This is a genomic window from Micromonospora sp. CA-244673, from assembly GCF_050948395.1.
Classification (GTDB): Bacteria; Actinomycetota; Actinomycetes; order Mycobacteriales; family Micromonosporaceae; genus Micromonospora.
The window spans coordinates 2,221,767-2,239,745 of the sequence record NZ_CP192019.1; the positions used below are offsets into that span (position 1 = coordinate 2,221,767).

The window sequence follows — 17,979 nt, forward strand, 5'->3', positions numbered from 1 at the left end:
CTCGTGACCGACTCCGCCCCCGTCGACGGCGAACCCACCCTTCCCCCGAAGCCGGCCCCGCCGGTCGAGGCGCCCGAGGCGCCACCGGCCCGGCTCTGGGACCGGATGCGGGACGACCCGCAGTACGCGCCGGAGCACCTGGCCCTGGAGGCGGTGCGCCGGCTCGGGCCGGAGGCGGCGCAGTGGGCCGAGCGGGAGCGGGCGCAGCGACCGGACGTCCCCGCCGACGAGCTGGCCGACCAGGCGGTACGCAAGTTCGTCAACCACGCCCGGCTCTCCGGGGCGGTCTCCGGCGCGGCCGGGTTGCCCGGCGCGGTGATCGACGTGGGCGTGCTGGCGTGGACCCAGGCCCGGCTCGTGCTGCACGTGGCTGCCGCGTACGGCGTCGACGCGGTCCACCCCGACCGGGCCACCGACCTGCTCGTGCTCCAGCGGGTGCACAAGGTCGCCGAGAGCGCCCGGCTCGCCCTGGGGGTGGCCGCCGGTCGGGAGCGGGCCGGCGCGCTGTTCGGCATGGGCGGGCAGCGCCCGCTGGGCAAGGTGATGCTCCAGCTCGGCGTCCGGCTGGCCCGGATGGCCGGGGTGCGCGCCGCGAAGCGGATGTTCGCCAAGGTGATCCCCGGCGCCGCGATCATCCTCGGCACCTGGGCGAACTCGTCGGCCACCAGGGACCTCGCCGACCGGGCCCGCGCCCTCTACCGGGGCGGCCCGCGCCAACTCCCCGGCCCGCGCCGGCCCTGACCACCGCCGGGCCCGTGCCGGCCCGGGCAAACACCGGGGCCCGCGCCGGCCCGGGCAGACGCCGGGGCCCGCGCCCTCCCGTGGCGGGCGGCCCGGCCGGGCTCAGCCGGCCCAGCCCGCGGCGTCCCAGGCGACGTCGGCGAGCCGGTCCTGGCCGGCGGCGTTCGGATGGAACCAGTCCAGCGCGTTCACCTCGTCCAGGCCGAACCGGGTCCGGTGCACCGCGCCGCCGTCCCACCGGCACCGCGACCCGTACGCGCGGCAGGCGGCGCGCAGCTGCGCGTCGTACGCGTCGATCCGCTCCCGGAAACGGGCCCGGCGGGCCACCGCGGCCGGCGCGGTCGACGTGGCGTCGGCCAGCAGCGCCGGGCAGACGCCGCGCGACCAGGCCCGCACCGCCCGGGGCTCGGTGTGCCCGAGCTCCCACAGCCGGTGCAGGTCGGGCAGGCTGACCACCAGCACGCGGGCCTTCGGCCGGCCCCTGCGCAGCACGGCCAGGGCCGCGTCGACCTGCCGGCGGAAGGTTGCCGTCGGCGTCATGTCGTCGACGTCGTCGCGGCAGGCGTCGTTCGCCCCGATCAGCACGGTGACCAGGTCGGCCCGGTCGCGCACCGCCGCCCGGGCCTGGTCGGCGAGGCCGGCCGCGCGGGCGCCCGGCGTCGCCCGGTTGTGCGCCCGCAGCGTCGGGTCGTCCTCGTGCAGCCGGCGGTAGAGGCTGCGCACCCGGAGGCCGTCGCCGCTGGACCAGGAGTTGCGCTCGCAGCTCACCAGGACCAGGCAGGAGCCGAAGCCGCTGGTGATCGAGTCGCCGAGCGCGGTCAGCACCGTCGGCGCGCCCGGGGGCGCGGAACCGGACGGCCGGGGCGACACCGAGCCGGAGCCGTCGCAGGCGAGCGCGACCAGCGCCGCGAGGCAGGCGAGCGCGGCGATCCAACGTCGAGGCATACCGTCCCCCGTCCGGCGGCAGAAGCGGCGCGTCGACCCTATGCGCCCCGGCCGTCCGGACGGGGGCGTTGTCGCCTTTCCGGCATCGACAACCGTCGTTCACATGAGGGTGTTACGAGCGGCGGCAACTGGTTAGCCCGGGCCGTGCCGGGGTAGCCCGTAGGAATGACGCGATCACAGCCCCGCCGTGCCCGCGGCACGGTCGGCCACGCGTACAGCGCGCTGAACCTGCGGCTCACCCTCGCGGTCTTCGGCCTGGTCGTCATGACCGTCCTCGCCGTGCTCGCGTTCGCCGCCGGCGTGACCTGGCTGGGCGTCGTCTGCGCGATCCTCGCCGTGGTGGCCGTGGTCGACCTCGTCGTCATCCAGCGCCGCCGCGCCGCGCGCCGCCGCGAGGAGCCGGGCGTGCGGCACTCGCTGTTCGAGTGACAGGAGTACGACATGCCCATCGCCACCACCAATCCCGCCACCGGACAGGTGCTCAAGACCTACGACCCCATGTCGGACGAGCAGATCGACGCGGCGATCGAGCGCGCCGACCTGGCCTTCCGGCAGCTGCACGGGACCACGATCGCCGAGCGTGGCCGGTGGATGATCGCCGCGGCCGACCTGCTGGAGGCCGAGCGGGACGAGACCGCCCGGCTGATGACCACCGAGATGGGCAAGACGTACGCCTCGGCGAAGGCCGAGGTGACCAAGTGCGCCACGGCCTGCCGCTTCTACGCCGCCAACGCCGCGAAGATGCTCGCCGACGAGCCCGCCGACGCCGCCGCGGTCAAGGCCAAGCGGGCGTACGTCCGCCACCAGCCGATCGGCCCGGTGCTCGCCGTGATGCCGTGGAACTTCCCGCTCTGGCAGGTGATGCGGTTCGCCGCGCCGGCCCTCATGGCCGGCAACACCGGGCTGCTCAAGCACGCCTCCAACGTCCCGCAGACCGCCCTCTACCTGGAGGAGCTGTTCCGGCGCGCCGGCTTCCCGGAGGGCGCCTTCACCACCCTGCTGGTCGGCTCCGACGCGGTGGACCGGATCCTCAGCGACCACCGGGTCCGGGCCGCCACGCTCACCGGGAGCGAGCGGGCCGGCCGCTCGATCGCCCAGGTCGCCGGCCGGGAACTCAAGAAGACCGTGCTGGAGCTGGGCGGCAGCGACCCGTTCGTGGTGATGCCCTCGGCCGACCTCGACAAGGCGGCCGAGGTGGCCACCACGGCCCGCTGCCAGAACAACGGCCAGTCCTGCATCGCCGCCAAGCGGTTCATCGTGCACACCGACGTCTTCGACGCTTTCGCCGAGAAGTTCGCCGCCCGGATGTCGGCGCTGCGGGTCGGTGACCCGATGGACGAGAACACCGACGTGGGCCCTCTCGCCAGCGAGGGCGGCCGGGACGAGATCCACGCCCAGGTGCAGAACGCGGTCGACAACGGCGCCACCGTCCTGTGCGGCGGCGAGAAGCCGTCCGGCGACGGCTGGTACTACCCGCCGACCGTGGTCACCGACCTGCGCCCGGAGATGCGGATGTGGGCCGAGGAGGTGTTCGGGCCCGTCGCCGGCCTCTACCGGGTCGGCTCCTACGAGGAGGCCATCGAGGTCGCCAACGGCACCAACTTCGGCCTCGGCTCCAACGCCTGGACCGGCGACCCCGCCGAGCAGGAGCGCTTCGCCGTCGACCTGGACGCCGGCAACGTCTTCATCAACGGCATGACCACGTCCTATCCGGAGCTGCCCTTCGGCGGCGTGAAGAACTCCGGGTACGGGCGCGAGCTCTCCGCCGTGGGCATGCGCGAGTTCTGCAACACCAAGACCGTCTGGGTCGGCGAGGGGGAGGCCGGCGCCGGAGCCGGGGCGCACTCGGAGTAGCCGCGATTGACCGGACGCCGTCATGGGTAGGACATGCCCCCATGACGGTGTTCGGCTTCCACGCGTCCCACGAGCAGATCCACCCGTCCCGGCTGCTGGCGGCGGTGATCCACGCCGAACGGGCCGGCTTCGACGCCGCCATGTCGTCGGACCACTTCTCGCCGTGGAGCGCCCGGCAGGGCCACTCCGGCTTCGCCTGGTCCTGGCTCGGCGCCGCGCTCCAGGCCACCAACCTGCCGTTCGGCGTGGTCAACGCGCCCGGCCAGCGCTACCACCCGGCCGTCGTCGCGCAGGCCATCGGCACCCTGGCCGCCATGTACCCGGGCCGCTTCTGGGCCGCGCTCGGCACGGGCGAGGCGAGCAACGAGCACATCACCGGCACCGGCTGGCCGCGCAAGGACGTGCGCGCCGCCCGGCTGCGCGAGTGCGTGGACGTGATCCGGGCGCTCCTCGCCGGCGAGGAGGTCAGCCACGACGGCCTGGTCACCGTGGACCGGGCGAAGCTGTGGACCCGTCCCGAGGAGCCGCCCGCGCTCATCGGGGCGGCGGTCAGCGTCGAGACCGCCCGCTGGTGCGCCGAGTGGGCCGACGGTTTGATCACCGTCAACGCGCCCGTGGAGCACCTGCGGCGCATGATCGATGCCTACCGGGACGCCGGCGGGCGCGGGCCGCTGCACCTCCAGGTGCACGTGAGCTGGGCGCCCGACCAGGCCGAGGCCGAGGCCGTCGCGTACGACCAGTGGCGCAGCAACGTCTTCGCCCCGCCGGTCTGCTGGGACCTGGAACTGGCCGACCACTTCGACGTGGTCAGCGAGGACGTGCCGCTGGAGAAGGTCACCTCGGTGGTCAACGTCTCCGCCGACCTGGGCCGGCACGTCGGCTGGCTTGAGGAGTACGTCGCGCTGGGCTTCGACCAGATCGCCCTGCACCACGTCGGGCAGGAGCAGCGGGCCTTCATCGACACGTTCGGGACCGAGGTGCTGCCGAAACTCCGTACCGCCGCCTCGTGATCACGTCGGGGCCGCCGGCCGCCTAGGCTCGTACCCCATGGAAGCTCTGATCGAGGTCGTGGTCATCCTCGCGATCGCGACCTTCGGCGCGGCGCTGGCCCGCCGGCTCGGCCTGCTGGCACCGATCCTGCTGGTCGTGCTCGGCCTCGTCCTGTCCTTCGTGCCCGGCTTCCCGCAGGTCCACCTCGACCCGGAACTGGTGCTGGTCGGCATCCTGCCGCCGCTGCTCTACGTGGCCGCGCTGAAGACGTCGGTGCCGGCGTTCCGGCTCAACCTCCGGCCGATCCTGCTGCTCGCCGTCGGGCTGGTGCTCTTCACCGCGTTCGTGGTGGGCACCGTCGTCCACCTGATCCTGCCCGACGTCCCGTACGCGATCTGCCTGGCCCTCGGCGCGGTCGTGGCGCCGCCCGACGCGGTGGCCGCCACCGCGGTGGCCCGGCGGGTGGGCCTGCCCCGGCGGGTCGTGACGATCCTGGAGGGGGAGAGCCTGGTCAACGACGCCACGGCGCTGGTGCTGCTGCGGGTCGCGGTCGCCGCGGCCACCGCGGCCGGCGGTCACGTCGGGGTCGGCGCGGTCGCCCGCGAGGTGCTGGTGTCGGCCGGCGGCGGTGTCCTCGTCGGGCTGCTCGGCGTGGTGGTCTTCGGCGCCCTGCACAAGCGGATCAGCGACCCGGTGCTGGACAACGCCCTGTCGCTGATCGTGCCGTTCGCGGTGGTCTTCGCCGCCGAGGAGATCCACGCGTCCGGCGTGGTGGCTGTGGTGGTCACCGGGCTGGGCATCGGGCACAAGCAGCCGCTGCTGATGTCCGCCGCCTCCCGGCTCCAGGTGGGCGCGTTCTGGCGGCTGATCCAGTTCCTGCTCGAAGGGCTGGTCTTCCTGCTGGTCGGCCTGCAACTGCCCGACGTGCTCCGGGACCTGGACGAGCCGGCCGGCCGGCTGGTCGGGGTCACCGCCGCGGTGCTGGCCGCCGTCGTGCTGACCCGGTTCGTCTGGCTCCTCCCGGCCACCTACCTGGGCCGGCTGGTGCCCCGGGCGCGCCGCCGGGAGACGCCGCTGTCGGTGCGGGTTCCCTTCGTGATCGGCTGGGCCGGGATGCGCGGCGTGGTCACCCTCGCCGCCGCCCTCGCCCTGCCGCTCACGCTGGCCGACGACCGGGCGTACCCGCGGCAGCTGTTCATCTGGCTGGCGTTCGCGGTGATCGTGGTGACCCTCGTAGCGCAGGGCGCCACCCTGCCGGCCGTGGCCCGCGCGGCGAAACTGGCGCCGGACGATCCGGTGCAGGACGCGCTCTCCGCCGCCGCCGTGCAGCAGCAGGCCAGCCGGGCCGCCCGGGAACGGCTGGAGGAACTGGCCGCCGGGGCGCCGGACGCCGTGGTGGAACGGCTGCGCGGGCTGGTGCAGAGCCGCACCAACGTGGCCTGGGAACGGCTCGGGGGCGAGGAGCGGGAGACCCCCTCCCGGGCGTACGGTCGACTGCGGCAGGAGATGATCGACGCGGAGCGGGAGGTCTTCCGGGCCGCCCGCGACTCCGGGAAGATCCCGGAGGAGGTGCTGGTCCGCGCCTACCGCGACCTGGACCTGGAGGAGTCGTTGCTGCGACAGGAGGCCGACGAGTGAGCTGTGCACACCTGACCGAGGCGGGCGACGCCGAGTTCGCGACCACGACCGAGTGCCCGGACTGCGTGGCCATCGGCAACGACGACTGGGTGCACCTGCGGGGGTGCCTGACCTGCGGCCACGTGGGCTGCTGCGACTCGTCGCCCTACCAGCACGCCAGCAAGCACTTCGAGTCGAGCGGGCACCCGGTGATGCGCTCGGTCCAGCCCGGCGAGACCTGGCGCTGGTGCTTCGTCGACGAGGAGATCGGCTGACCGCTCAGCCGAGGCGGCGTTCCAGCACCTGACCGGGCCACGGCGGCCGGCCCGGGCGCTCGACGGTGAACCGGTCGGTCGCGGTGAAGCCGCAGCCCTCGTAGAACCGGACGAGCGCCCGGTCGTCCCCGCCGTAACAGTCCACCCGGAGCAGCCCCAGGCCACGCTCCCGGGCCAGCTCCGCCGCGTACGCGAGCAGCCGCGCCCCGATCCCGTGGCCCGCGTACGCGCGGTCGGTGACCAGCAGGTTGACGAACAGCTCGGGTTCGGTGGCCGTCGGCACGTAGGCGGTGGCCGCCCCCACGACCAGGGCGCCCACCGAGGCGTCGCCGAGCATCGCCAGGTACAGCCCGCCGCCGCCCGCCCACGCGTCGGCCTGGGCGATCCGGCGCGGGTCGGCCGACGCGGGCTCGGTGCCCCACTGGCCGGTCCGGCCGCGCTCCACCAGCCAGGCGGTGGCGCTGTCGAGCAGCCGCAGCACGCTGGCGGCGTCGGCCGGACCACCGGGGCGGATGGCGATGGTGTGCTGGTCCGTCATGCCGGTCATGCTCCTACACGGGCGCGGCGGGACGATCACCGGTCGCCGGCCGGGCCGGCTGCCGGTTCGCCAGCGCCCACCGGGTGAGCGCGGGCGTGGCCAGGCCGACGCCGGCGAAGACCGCCCCGACCGCGAGCCAGCCCGGCACGCCGCCGTCGAGCACCAGCAGCGTGAGAAGAGCCGGACCGACCGCGCGGGACAGGCCGGCCAACATGCCGTCCACGCCCTGGTACGCGCCGATCGCGTCCGGCGGGGCCAGGTCGTACGCCAGACCCGCCCCGGCGGTGCCGTGCCAGAGATCGCCGAACGTGTAGACCACGGTCGCGGCCAGCAGCAGCGTGACCGACGCGGCCGGCGGCAGGCCGGCGGTGGCCGCGTACAGCAGCATCGCCGCGGCCAGCACCAGCCCGGCGCGGCGCATCGAGCGCGCGGCGCGGGTGGCGTCGTCGGCGCCGCGGCCGAGCCGCACCGCGAGCAGCACGGTGAGCACGGTGTTCGTCAGGAGCACCGCCGACACCACCGGCGGCGGCGCCCCGGCCCGCGTCACCGTCCACAGCGGCACCACCAGCGCGAGCAGCGTCCAGTGCAGCGCCAGCACGGCCGACGCGCCGCTGACGGCGAGGAACCGCACGTCCCGCAGTGCCGTGCCGGGCCGGAGCACGCCGTTCCGGCGCCCACCCCCGGGCCCGCGTCCGCCGCCCGCCGGAGGGTGGGCCGGCAGCCGCAGCAGCAGCGCCGCCGACAGCAGGTAGGTGAGCGCGTTGCCGGCCACCAGCACCTGGTACGCCAGGTGGCTGTCCGCCGCCAGCGCGAACCCGGCCAGCCCGGCCCCCACCGCGATGCCCAGGTTCGCCACGGCACGCAGGGTGGCGAACGCGTGGACGCGACCCCGGGGTCCGGCGACCGCGGCGACCAGCGCCGCGCGGACGGCCAGGTTGCCGGAGGCGAGCAGCATCTCGAGGACCGCCACCGCGAGGAACACCGGGAAGGAGCCGACCAGCAGGTACGCCGCAGCGGCGAGGGCTTGGCCCAACTGGATGAGCGCGCGGAGCGTACGGGGATCCCGCCGGTCGGCGAGCGCGCCCAGCGGCACGCTGGCGGTGAGCCCGACCAGGCCGGCGAGGGTGAGTCCGGCGCCGACCGAGGCGGGGGAGAGCCCGACGTCCCGGGTCAGGTAGAGCGCGCCGCCGGTGAGCCAGAGCCCCGAGCCGACGGTGTTGGCCAGCGTGGCCAGGGCAAGCGTGCGCAGCTCCCCGGGCGGTGGGATCGGCGATATGCGCGACCAGCGGCTCATCGCATGACCGGCGGCACCGCCCGGGACACCTCGGTGATCAGTTCGGCGACCCGGTCGCCCCAGTGGGAGGCGATGACCAGGTCCCGGTCGGGATCGACCCACAGCAGGTGCCGGCCGCCGTTGCCACGGGCGCAGCGTCCCGTCGCCGGTGCGCCGGGCTGCACCTTCCCCGACTCGTTGCGCCACCAGAGGTAGCCGTAGTCCGGGTTCAGCGGGCACGGCGACCAGGCCCGCCGGATCCACTCGGCGCTGAGCAGCCGCCGGCCCTGCCACGTGCCGCCCGCCCGGTAGACCTCGCCGAGCAGGGCCAGGTCGGCGGCGGAGATCCACAGCCCGCCGCCCCAGTGCGCCCCGCCGCTCACCACCGGCACCGGGACGCCGTCGACGTCAACCACCGCGTCCGCGTACCCGTGCCAGGACCAGGACGCGGAGGCGCCGACCGGTTCGAGCACGGCCTCGCGCAGCACCTCGCCGAGCGGGCGGCGGAACAGCAGGGTCAGCGCCAGGCAGAGCAGGTTCACCCGCACGTCGTTGTACGCCCAGCCGGCGCCCGGCGCACCCTCCCGCTCGAAGCCCTCCCGGCGGCTCTGCGCGTCCGCCCCGGTCGGCTTGCCCCACAGCTCGCCGGTCCAGCCGCTGGTCTGCTGGAGCAGGTGCGCCCAGGTGATCCCGTCGACCCCGAGCCCGGCGAGGAACGGGTGATCGACGGTGTCCCGCACCGGCGCGTCCGGGTCGAGCAGGCCCCGGTCGAAGGCCACCCCGGCGACGGTCGCGACGACCGCCTTGGTGCCGCTGAACAACATCTCGGACGCCGCCGGATCGCCCCAGGTGGCGAGCACCTCGCCGCGGTGCCGGATGACGCCGCTCGCCCCGGTGCCCGGCAGCAGCGGCCCGGTCACCTCCCGGTGCGACTCGTCGGCCACCTGCGCGGCAAGGTAGCGCTCCATGTCCTCGATGCCCTCGGTCACCCGGGCGGCCTGCCGGGCGACGGCGGCCCGCACCGCGCCGAGATCCATGTCGACGGTCATGATCCCGACCCTAGGCAGGGCGCCGCCGGGCCGGCGGCCCCGAACCGGGCGACCCCCGTCACACCGGCGGACGGTAATCCGCTCGCCCGCGCGGATCGGCTCTGCCAGGGTCGGGGCCGTGATGCGCAGCAGGACGGCCCGGGCCGACGAGTTGACCGAGGTGCAGCGGATCGAGGTGGCCTCCGGCGCCCCGTTCCGGGAGATCGGCATGACCGACGTCGCCGACATGCCACCGCTGCCGCTGGACGTGCTGGTCGCCGCCCAGCGGGACGGACGTGTCCGGGTGGCGGTCGACGTCGCGGACCGCCCGGTCGGCTTCGCGCTGGTCGACCTGGTCGACGGCTGCGCGCACGTCCAGCAGCTCAGCGTGGAGCCCGCGTACGCCCGGCGGGGGATCGGGCGGGGGCTGCTCGACGAGGTGGCCGGGTGGGCCGCCGGGGCGGGACTGCCCGCGCTGACCCTGACGACGTTCCGCAGCGTCCCGTGGAACGGGCCGTACTACGCCCGTTGCGGGTTCCGGGAGCTGACCGGGGCGGAGGTGACTCCGGGGCTGGCCGGGCTGCTGGCCGCCGAGGCCGCACTCGGGCTGGACCCGGCCGACCGCGTCGCCATGCGCCGCCCGGTCGCCTGACCCGCCGCGCGGCGCCGTCTGTCGGCGTCAGTGGGCGCCGCCGAGGTTGAGCACCACCACCCCGGCGATCACGAGGCCCGCGCCGACCACCTTGGCGACGCTCAGCGGCTCGCCGAGGAAGGCCGCCCCGATCGCCATGATGGCCGCGGTGCCGAGCCCGGACCAGACCGCGTACGCGACGCCGACCGGGATGTCCCGGACGGCCACGGCGAGCAGCCCGAACGCGGAGAGGTAGGCGACCGCCAGGCCGGCGGTGGGCCAGAGCCGGGTGAAGCCGTCGGTCGCCTTCAGCAGGCTGGTGCCGATGACCTCGGCGGTGATCGCGCCGAGCAGGAAGAGGTACGCCATCCCGGGACGGTATCGAAGGCCGGACGGCGGACGAGATCTTGGTAGGAAACGGCCCCCTGAGGGGCCACCCGGCACCAGGATCTCGGGCGGCGCTTCTCGTGGCGGTGGGGTGTTGCCGGCGGCAGTGAGATTCGCCGCGCCACGTAGCATGGTCCTGATCTCCTAGAGACAACCGAGCCCTACAACTGGCAGGCTGCGTCCCATGACCCTGAAGCTTCGTTCCGTGGGGGCGAGCGACCGTGGGCTGATCCGCAGTGGCAACCAGGACGCCCAGCACGCCGGCAACTGGCTGGTCGCCGTCGCCGACGGCATGGGCGGCATGGCCGCCGGTGACCTGGCCAGCCGCATCGCGATGGACGCGTTCGCGCCGCTGGACGTGGAAACCCCCGAGGACGCGCTGGTCGCCGCCCTCCAGGGCGGCATCGAGCTGGCCACGACGGGGATCCGGCGGGCGGTCGAGGAGGACCCGGAACGCCAGGGCATGGGCACCACCCTCACCGCGCTGCTGTTCGCCCGCACCGGCAGCTGCCTGGCCCTCGCGCACGTCGGCGACTCGCGGGCCTACCTGTTCCGGGAGGGCGTGCTGAAGCAGGTCACCCGGGACGACACCTTCGTGCAGATGCTGGTCGACCAGGGCGTGATCACCGCCGAGCAGGCGAGCAGCCACCCCCGCCGGGCCGTGGTGACCCAGGCGTTGCAGGGCGACGAGGTCTCCCCGACCTACGCGACGATGGTGCCCTGGGCCGGCGACCGCTGGCTGCTGTGCAGCGACGGCCTCTCCAACGTGGTCCGTCCCGACACCCTCGCGGAGGTGCTCGGCGGCCACCCGGAGCGGGAGGCGTGCGCGGCCAAGCTGATCGACCTGGCGCTGCGGGCCGGCGGCCCGGACAACGTCACCGTGGTGATCGCCGACGTGGTCGACGAGTAGCCCGGGTCAGCGCCGGCGCGGGCTGGCGCGGCGGGTGGGTTCGGCGGTGGTCGGGTCCTCCGGCCACGGGTGGCGGGGATAGCGCCCGCGCAGCTCCGCCCGCACCTGCGGGTAGCCGGTCCGCCAGAACGAGGCCAGGTCGGCGGTGACCGCCACCGGCCGGCCGGCGGGGGAGAGCAGGTGCAGCAGCACCGGCACCCGGCCGTCGGCGATCCGCGGCGCGGCCGGCCAGCCGAACGTCTCCTGGAGCTTAACGGCCAGCACCGGCGCGGCCGGGTCGGCGTAGTCCAGACGGATCCGCGATCCGCTCGGCACCGGGAGCCGCTCCGGCGCCAGCTCGTCCAGCCGGGCCGCCTGCCGCCAGTCCAGCAGCCGGCGCAGCGCCGCCGCCACGTCGACCCGGGCCAGGTCGGCCCGGCGGCGCGCGCGGGTCAGCTCCGGGCCCAGCCAGGTCGGCGCGGCGGCGAGCAGCGCGGCGTCGGAGACGTCCGGCCATTCGTCGCCGAGCGCCCGCCGGCAGAAGGCCAGCCGCCGGCGCAGCGCCGTGGCCTCCGGCGTCCAGGTGAGCAGGGTCAGGCCGTCCTGGCGCAGCCCGGCGAGCACCGCCTCGGCGAGCCGCGCCGGATCGGGTGCGGCGAGGGGCCGGTCGACCAGCTCGATCGCGCCGAGCCGGACCACCTCCCGGGCCACCACGTCCCCGCCGGACCAGCCGACCTCGCGGGCGGCACGCAGCAGCGGCCCGCCGGCCTCCCGGGCGGTCGCCTCGTCGACCGGGGTGGCCAGCCGGACCCGGGCGGTCGGCGCGCCGGGGGAGCGGTCGGCCACGGCGATCGCCAGCCACGCCGATCCCGCCAGCCCCGACCCGGCCGCCAGCTCCGCGGCGGTCCCGCCGGCCATCAGGTACGCGGACCCGCCGGCCCGCCGCACCCGCGCCAACCGCTCCGGGTACGCCAGCCCCACCAGCAGCCCCGCCGCCAGATCGTCGGGCAGGCGCCCGGGCTGTCCCGCCGTCCCGTCGCCGGACCGGAGATCAGGTCCGGAACGCCCAGGGCGCCCGGGGCGTCCTGGGGTCCGGTCGTCGGGTAGGTCGGGTCCGGGGCGGCCTGAGGGCGGGGCGCCGGGCAGGGCGGTGCGCAGGCGGCGTACCTCGGCGCGCCAGCGGGCGGTGGCGGCCGGGTCGGCGCCCGTGCGCAGCCGGCGCCACAGCGCCGTGAGGTCGTCACCGGCGCCGCCGAGTTGCTCCTCGGCGAGCAGCGCCACCACCTCGGCGGCCCGGTCGGCGCCGACCCGCTCCGCGCCGTCGAGCAGCGCGCGGGCCAGCCGGGGATGCGCGCCGGCGGCCGCGATGGCACGCCCGCGGGCGGTGATCCGGCCGTCGGAGTCGACCGCGCCGAGCGTGGTCAGCGTGTCCCGGGCGACGGCCAGCGCGGCCGGGGGCGGGGGATCGGGCAGCGCCAGGCCGGCGCCGTCCGGGGTGCCCCAGGCGGCCAGCTCCAGCGCGAACCCGGTCAGGTCGGCGGCGGCGATCTCCGGCTCGGGCTGCGGAGCGAGCCGGGCGTGGGTCGCCTCCGACCAGCACCGGTAGACCGCGCCCGGCGCCTCCCGCCCGGCCCGGCCGGCCCGCTGGGTGGCCGCCGCCCGGGACACCGGCACGGTGACCAGCGCGCCCAGCCCACGGGCCAGGTCGGTGCGCGCCACCCGGCTCAACCCGGCGTCCACCACGACGCGGACGCCGGGCACGGTGAGGCTGCTCTCCGCCACCGCGGTGGCCAGCACCACGCGGCGTCGCCCGGCCAGCGGGGTGAGCGCGGCGTCCTGCGCGGCGCCGGGCAGCCGGCCGTGCAGGGGCAGCACGGCGACCGCGTCGCGCAGGTCGGCCAGGCGGCCCGCGACGGCGGCGATCTCGCCGGCGCCGGGCAGGAAGACCAGCACGTCCCCGGCGCGTTCGCGCAGGGCCCGGCGCACCGTGGCCGCCACGTGGTCCAGCAGCGCCGGGTCGACCCGTCCCGCGCCGGGTGCGGCGACCGGGCGGGGCGGGGGCGTCCAGATCCGGTCCACCGGGTGCAGGGCGGCCTCGGCCCGGACCACCGGTGCGGGAGCGTCCCCGCCGAGCAGCGCGGCGAACCGGTCCGCCCGCGGGGTGGCCGACATGGCCAGCAGCCACAGGTCCGGCCGCAGCGTGCCGCGGGCATCCACGGTGAACGCCAGCGCCAGGTCGGCGTCGAGCTGCCGCTCGTGGCACTCGTCGAGCAGCACGGCGCCGACGCCGGGCAGCTCCGGGTCGTGGTGCAGCCGGCGGACCAGCAGGCCGGTGGTGACCACCTCGACCCGGGTCCGCGGACCGACGCGGCGTTCGCCGCGTACCGCGTACCCGATCCGCTCACCGACCCTCTCGCCGAGCACGGCGGCCATCCGGTGCGCGGCGGCCCGGGCGGCCACCCGGCGCGGCTGGGCGATGACCACCCGGCCGGGAACCCGGTCGGCCACCGCGAGCGGCGCGAGGGTGGTCTTGCCGGTGCCCGGGGGCGCCACGAGGACCGCCGCGCCGGCCGCGTCCAGCGCCTCGACCAGCGTCGGCAGCACCGGCCGGACCGGCAGGTCCAGGGAGACGTCGGAGAGCACGGACCCACTCTCGCACCCCCGGCCGGGCGGCCGGCGCGGGGTCCTGTTCCACTTCTCACATTGACGGTGACCGTTTCCTCGCGTGGAGTGACGGTCATGGCGATGATCGCGTACGACGAAGCCTCGGCCGCCGCCTTCGCGGCGACCCGGCACGTGCCGTCCGGCGGCCTGGCGAGCTGGCGCGCCGCGGTGGCCCGGCACCTGCCCGTCGGGCCCGGCGACCGGGTGCTCGACCTGGGGGCGGGCACCGGCGCGTGGGCCGCCGCCTTCCGGGCCTGGTGGGGGGTGGACGTGGTGGCGGTCGAGCCGGCGGCGGCCGACGGGCTGCGGCGCGCGGCGCACACCCCGCTGGTGCTGCTCGACGACGCCGACTACGACCGGGGGCTGCGCCGGCTGCGGGCGGCGGCGCGGCGGACCCCGCACGCCCCGGTGGTCGACGCGCTGGACCTGCTGGTGCTGCGCTGAACACGGAACGGCCCGGCCGGCGCACCGCCGACCGGGCCCGAGTGGTCGTCAACGGTGGCCGGGCCCGCCGACCCGGCCACCGCCGCCACCCCCTAGTACGTTCCGTCGAGCTGCCCGCGCAGCTTCGTGAGCGCCCGGGCCAGCAGCCGGGACACGTGCATCTGCGAGACGCCGATCTGCTCGGCGATCTGCGACTGGGTCAGGTTGCCGTAGAAGCGCAGCGTGAGGATCTTCTGCTCGCGCTCGTCGAGCGTGGCCAGCGCCGGCCCGAGGGCGACCCGCAGCTCGGCCAGCTCGAACTCGCCGTCCTCGCCGCCGAGCATGTCGCCCAGCTCGGTGGCCCGGTCACCGTCGCCGGTCGGGGTGGACAGCGACACGGCGTTGTAGGCGCGGGCGCCCTCCAGGCCCTCCAGGACCTCTTCCTCGGTGAGGTTGAGGTGGCCGGCGATGTCGGCGACCGTCGGGGAGCGGCCGAGGGTCTGCAGCAGCGTGCTGTTGGCGTCGGAGATGGCCAGCCGCAGCTCCTGGAGGCGGCGCGGCACCCGGATGTCCCAGGTGCGGTCGCGGAAGTGGCGCTTCAGCTCGCCGATGATGGTCGGGATGGCGTAGCCGGCGAAGTCGACGCCGCGGGACGGGTCGAACTTGTCGATCGCCTTGATGAGGCCGACGGCGGCGGTCTGCGCCAGGTCGTCGGTGGGCTCGCCCCGGCCGCTGTAGCGGTGGGCGAGGTGGTTGGCGAGAGGCAGCCAGGCCTCGATCGCCCGGTCGCGCAGCGCGGCGCGCGACGGGTGGTGGGCGGGGAGCGCCGCCATGGCGTTGAGCAGGTCGGCGGCGCTGTCCGTGAGCGCCCGCGGGTCGAGCTTGTCGGAGGTGGACGGCGTTGTCGTCGCCGGCTCGCTGATCGTGTGCGCGGTCATGGGTGGTCCTCCCTGCACCTCGTCCGCGAAACAAAAAGACGTGACGCTGTGGTTTAGCTTCAGTTAGGCCGTTCGGAAGCCACCTTAACCTGATCGGCCCGAGGAAATCTAGCCGAAAGTACGATGTACTTATGCCGCGCCCTGGCATGAAGCGCCTGAATCGGGGCAGAAACCCTTGGATGGCCGACCGGCGCGGTGGGCGAGGTGGCCGGCCCCGACTGGCCGGACGGCGGATGTCCGGGGCCGACCGGTCAACGTGAAACCCGACAGTCGGCTCACACTGTCGCCTTTCCGTCGTTGTCCCGCAGACGGGACCGCCCGTAGCGTCCAGGGTGTACACGTCTACGGAGGCACCGTGCTGGATCCCGCCGCTCCGCAACTCGTCGTCAACGCCCGGACCCTGCTGTTCAGCTGGGTCCCGGCGGACCCCGACGCGGTCGCGGCGCTCGTACCGGCCGGCCTCCGCCCGCGCCCCGACCGCCAGGTGTTCCTCTGCCAGTACGTGGTGGACGACGAGAGCCAGACCTCCGGGTTCGGCGCGTACTCGCTGACCTTCCTGGGTGTCTCGCTCGCGGACGAGGATCCGCCCGACGGCGAGACGCCCGGCGGTTGGTGGACCCACTACCTCGCCTCCAGCCCGCGGGTCCGGCAGTACGCCTCGGCCCGGGGCGCTCCGGCCGTGCCGGGGGAGACCCTTGTCGACGTGCGGGGCGGGCGGCTCACCGCCGAGACGTGGGCCGACGGGCGACCGCTCATCCAGGTGACCGCCGAGGTCGGGCACACCGGCACCGAGGCGCACAACGGCCATCACCGCTACCTCACCGCCCGCGACGGCGACCTGATCGTCGCGGACTACCCGTACGTGGCCGAGCCGGTGTCGCCGTTCGAGGTCGAGTCGGTGGAGTTCCTCGCCCCGGAGCATCCGGTCTACGCGCTCCGGCCGGCCAACCCGCTACAGGTCTGCTGGGGCTTCTACTCGCCCCGGGTGTCGTTCGCGTACCCGGCCCGGCCCGACGCGCTGGACGAGCCGCTGCCCACCGGCGAGCCGGTCGCGGCGGCTCACCAGGTGCCGGCGCGCCGCGCCCGCAGCGGCCTGCCGTCCGGGTCGTAGACCAGCCGGTACGCCGGCAGCGCCCAGAGCCGCGTACGCCAGGGCAACCGCTCCGGCCGGTGCGGTCGCAGCCGCCCCGGCGGGCGGGGCCCGACCCGCCCGGACTCGTGCCACCGCTCCAGCTCGGCCGCCGTTGAGGTGATCGCCGCGACCGCGTCCGCCGGGTCGAGCAGGTCGTGGTCGGCCCCGCCGTCCGGGTCCCGGTCCAGGTGCTCCCGCCACAGTCGCAGCCGCAGCTCCCGGGCGAACACCCGGGCGCCGTCGCCCAGGCCCGCCGGGTCGGTCGGGGCCCGCTCGTCCCGGGTGTCGTCCAGCACGGCGCAGGACAGCTCGCTGTCGTGGGTCCACGAGCGGCGGTTGAAGTTGTCACTGCCCACGCTGGCCCACACGTCGTCCACCACGCAGACCTTCGCGTGCACGTAGACCGGGGTGCCCTCGTGGTTCTCGACGTCGAAGACATGCACCCGGTCGGGGGCGGCCCGGTGGCAGAGTTCGAGGGCCTGCGACCGGCCGACCATGTTCGGCGGCAGCGCCAACCGGCCGTCCACGTCCGGGTGCCGGGGTACGACGGCCACCAGGTGCAGGTCCGGCTGCTCGCGCAGGGCCCGGGCGAAGAGGTCGGCCACCTCCGTCGACCAGAGGTACTGGTCCTCCAGGTAGATCAACCGGCGGGCCCGCCGGACCGCCTTGGTGTAGCCGCGGGCCACCGTGCGCTCGCCGTCCGGGGCGAACGAGTAGCGCGGGCGCACCGCCGGGTAGGTGCGCAGGACCTGGACGTGCTGCGGCCCGCACGGCGGCGGGTCGGGGGGCTGGTCGGGCAGCGGGCCCGGGCTCAGGTCCGAGCCGCGCAGCCGGTCCCGCAGGTAGGCCATGGGGTTCTCCGAGTCCAGCGGCATCGGGTCGGTCCACCGCTCCCGGAAGGTGGTGTCCAGCGCGCCGACCACCGGGCCGCGCAGCGCGAGCTGGACGTCGTGCCAGGGCGGGTGCGGGCCGTACCGCGGGGACATGGCGACCGCCTGCGGGTCGCCGCCGTGCGCCGCGTCGTCCCGCCGGCTGTGGCAGAGGTCGATCCCGCCGGCGAACGCGACGTCCCGCTCCGGGGCGCCGGGGTGGCGCAGCACCACCAGCTTCTGGTGGTGCGAGCCGCCGCGGCGGACGCGCTGGTCGAGCAGCACCTCCCCGCCGGCGGCGCGGATCACCTCGCTGAGGTCGCGGTTCTCCTCCTCGCTGTAGGAGAGCGCGTCGAGGTGGGAGCGCCAGACGAGGCCCTTGACCACCACCCCGCGCTGGGCGGCCCGGGCGAACAACTGCACCACGGTCGGGCCGTCCGGCCGCATCCGCTCGTCCGGGTCCCCGCGCCAGTCCGTGAAGAAGAGATGGTCGCCGGCCCGGAGGTGATCCACCTCACTGACCAGCCGGTCGAAGTACGTGCCGCCGTGAATCAACGGCTCGACGAGGTTTCCGCTCGTCCAGACGGGTAACTCAGACCCCGGGTTGGCGCGTTCCTGTGCGGAGAGGAACCAGTCCCGCATCGTCACGTTCCAGCCTCCCGAGGTCGACATCGTCCTCACGGTAGGACCCCCGGCACGGCCCCGCACGCCGACCGTCCCGGTCGGCGGGGTGCTCGCGGGGGGTGCACCGGACCCCTGGATCGCGAAACCGAGGAGGCCACAGC

At 75.6% G+C, this 17,979-nt stretch carries 18 protein-coding genes; 10 read left to right on the forward strand and 8 right to left on the reverse strand.

The features are described 5' to 3' along the window. The first annotated feature begins 3 nt into the window (after positions 1-3). Positions 4-741 (forward strand): EcsC family protein, encoded by a 738-nt coding sequence (locus ACQP12_RS10390; protein WP_357948039.1) that lies wholly within the window; start codon positions 4-6, stop codon positions 739-741. Between the two features lie 102 nt (positions 742-843). Here ACQP12_RS10390 and ACQP12_RS10395 read toward each other — a convergent pair whose 3' ends face one another. After that, positions 844-1,686: an SGNH/GDSL hydrolase family protein gene (locus ACQP12_RS10395; protein WP_433287021.1), complete on the reverse strand. Its 843-nt coding sequence runs from the start codon at positions 1,684-1,686 to the stop codon at positions 844-846. A gap of 165 nt (positions 1,687-1,851) precedes the next feature. Between ACQP12_RS10395 and ACQP12_RS10400 the strand changes: the two genes are divergently transcribed. Genes ACQP12_RS10400 through ACQP12_RS10420 form a run of 5 tightly spaced genes read left to right on the forward strand, consistent with a single transcriptional unit; the run spans position 1,852 to position 6,422 of the window. After that, entirely contained in the window at positions 1,852-2,115 is a 264-nt protein-coding gene (locus ACQP12_RS10400; RefSeq protein ID WP_433287023.1) for a DUF6343 family protein, read from the forward strand. Between the two features lie 12 nt (positions 2,116-2,127). Beyond that, the gene (locus tag ACQP12_RS10405; RefSeq protein WP_433287025.1) at positions 2,128-3,540 is read left to right on the forward strand and encodes an NADP-dependent succinic semialdehyde dehydrogenase; all 1,413 of its coding nucleotides are present in this window, start codon (positions 2,128-2,130) and stop codon (positions 3,538-3,540) included. A gap of 41 nt (positions 3,541-3,581) precedes the next feature. Then, positions 3,582-4,550 (forward strand): TIGR03885 family FMN-dependent LLM class oxidoreductase, encoded by a 969-nt coding sequence (locus tag ACQP12_RS10410; RefSeq protein WP_433287027.1) that lies wholly within the window; start codon positions 3,582-3,584, stop codon positions 4,548-4,550. A gap of 37 nt (positions 4,551-4,587) precedes the next feature. Then, a complete protein-coding gene (locus tag ACQP12_RS10415; protein WP_433287029.1) occupies positions 4,588-6,168 on the forward strand; it encodes a Na+/H+ antiporter in 1,581 nt (526 codons plus the stop codon). After that, positions 6,165-6,422, forward strand: coding sequence for a UBP-type zinc finger domain-containing protein (locus tag ACQP12_RS10420; protein WP_357948055.1), 258 nt, complete (start codon positions 6,165-6,167; stop codon positions 6,420-6,422). Before ACQP12_RS10415 ends, ACQP12_RS10420 begins: the two co-directional genes overlap by 4 nt. 4 nt (positions 6,423-6,426) lie before the next feature. Here the strand turns inward: ACQP12_RS10420 and ACQP12_RS10425 are convergent, their stop codons facing one another. Genes ACQP12_RS10425 through ACQP12_RS10435 form a run of 3 tightly spaced genes read right to left on the reverse strand, consistent with a single transcriptional unit; the run spans position 6,427 to position 9,282 of the window. Continuing rightward, positions 6,427-6,960 carry a GNAT family N-acetyltransferase gene (locus ACQP12_RS10425; protein WP_433287032.1) on the reverse strand — a complete coding sequence of 178 codons (534 nt, stop codon included), beginning with the start codon at positions 6,958-6,960 and terminating at the stop codon, positions 6,427-6,429. Positions 6,961-6,973: 13 nt separating this feature from the next. Further along, positions 6,974-8,254 carry an MFS transporter gene (locus tag ACQP12_RS10430; protein WP_433287034.1) on the reverse strand — a complete coding sequence of 427 codons (1,281 nt, stop codon included), beginning with the start codon at positions 8,252-8,254 and terminating at the stop codon, positions 6,974-6,976. Then, positions 8,251-9,282 carry a serine hydrolase domain-containing protein gene (locus tag ACQP12_RS10435; RefSeq protein WP_433287036.1) on the reverse strand — a complete coding sequence of 344 codons (1,032 nt, stop codon included), beginning with the start codon at positions 9,280-9,282 and terminating at the stop codon, positions 8,251-8,253. The genes ACQP12_RS10430 and ACQP12_RS10435 overlap by 4 nt, the downstream gene beginning before the upstream one ends. 121 nt (positions 9,283-9,403) lie before the next feature. On the opposite strand from ACQP12_RS10435, the gene ACQP12_RS10440 reads away from it, so the two are divergent. Next, on the forward strand, positions 9,404-9,913 hold the full coding sequence (locus tag ACQP12_RS10440) for a GNAT family N-acetyltransferase (protein WP_433289209.1): 510 nt from the start codon (positions 9,404-9,406) through the stop codon (positions 9,911-9,913). A 27-nt stretch (positions 9,914-9,940) separates the two neighbouring features. On the opposite strand, the gene ACQP12_RS10445 is transcribed toward ACQP12_RS10440, so the two are convergent. Then, positions 9,941-10,261: a DMT family transporter gene (locus tag ACQP12_RS10445; protein WP_357948070.1), complete on the reverse strand. Its 321-nt coding sequence runs from the start codon at positions 10,259-10,261 to the stop codon at positions 9,941-9,943. A gap of 202 nt (positions 10,262-10,463) precedes the next feature. Between ACQP12_RS10445 and ACQP12_RS10450 the strand changes: the two genes are divergently transcribed. After that, positions 10,464-11,189, forward strand: coding sequence for a PP2C family protein-serine/threonine phosphatase (locus ACQP12_RS10450; RefSeq protein WP_357948073.1), 726 nt, complete (start codon positions 10,464-10,466; stop codon positions 11,187-11,189). A gap of 6 nt (positions 11,190-11,195) precedes the next feature. Here ACQP12_RS10450 and ACQP12_RS10455 read toward each other — a convergent pair whose 3' ends face one another. After that, positions 11,196-13,811 carry an ATP-dependent RNA helicase gene (locus tag ACQP12_RS10455; RefSeq protein ID WP_433287039.1) on the reverse strand — a complete coding sequence of 872 codons (2,616 nt, stop codon included), beginning with the start codon at positions 13,809-13,811 and terminating at the stop codon, positions 11,196-11,198. A 96-nt stretch (positions 13,812-13,907) separates the two neighbouring features. Between ACQP12_RS10455 and ACQP12_RS10460 the strand changes: the two genes are divergently transcribed. Continuing rightward, entirely contained in the window at positions 13,908-14,276 is a 369-nt protein-coding gene (locus ACQP12_RS10460; protein WP_433287041.1) for a methyltransferase domain-containing protein, read from the forward strand. Positions 14,277-14,368: 92 nt separating this feature from the next. On the opposite strand, the gene ACQP12_RS10465 is transcribed toward ACQP12_RS10460, so the two are convergent. After that, complete coding sequence (locus tag ACQP12_RS10465; RefSeq protein WP_357948081.1) at positions 14,369-15,193, reverse strand: SigB/SigF/SigG family RNA polymerase sigma factor; 825 nt, start codon at positions 15,191-15,193, stop codon at positions 14,369-14,371. Between the two features lie 355 nt (positions 15,194-15,548). Here ACQP12_RS10465 and ACQP12_RS10470 point away from each other — a divergent pair, with 355 nt between their 5' ends. Continuing rightward, on the forward strand, positions 15,549-16,304 hold the full coding sequence (locus ACQP12_RS10470) for a hypothetical protein (RefSeq protein WP_357948083.1): 756 nt from the start codon (positions 15,549-15,551) through the stop codon (positions 16,302-16,304). Here the strand turns inward: ACQP12_RS10470 and ACQP12_RS10475 are convergent. Then, the gene (locus ACQP12_RS10475; RefSeq protein WP_433289211.1) at positions 16,253-17,842 is read right to left on the reverse strand and encodes a phospholipase D family protein; all 1,590 of its coding nucleotides are present in this window, start codon (positions 17,840-17,842) and stop codon (positions 16,253-16,255) included. The genes ACQP12_RS10470 and ACQP12_RS10475 overlap by 52 nt on opposite strands. Between the last annotated feature and the right edge of the window lie 137 nt (positions 17,843-17,979).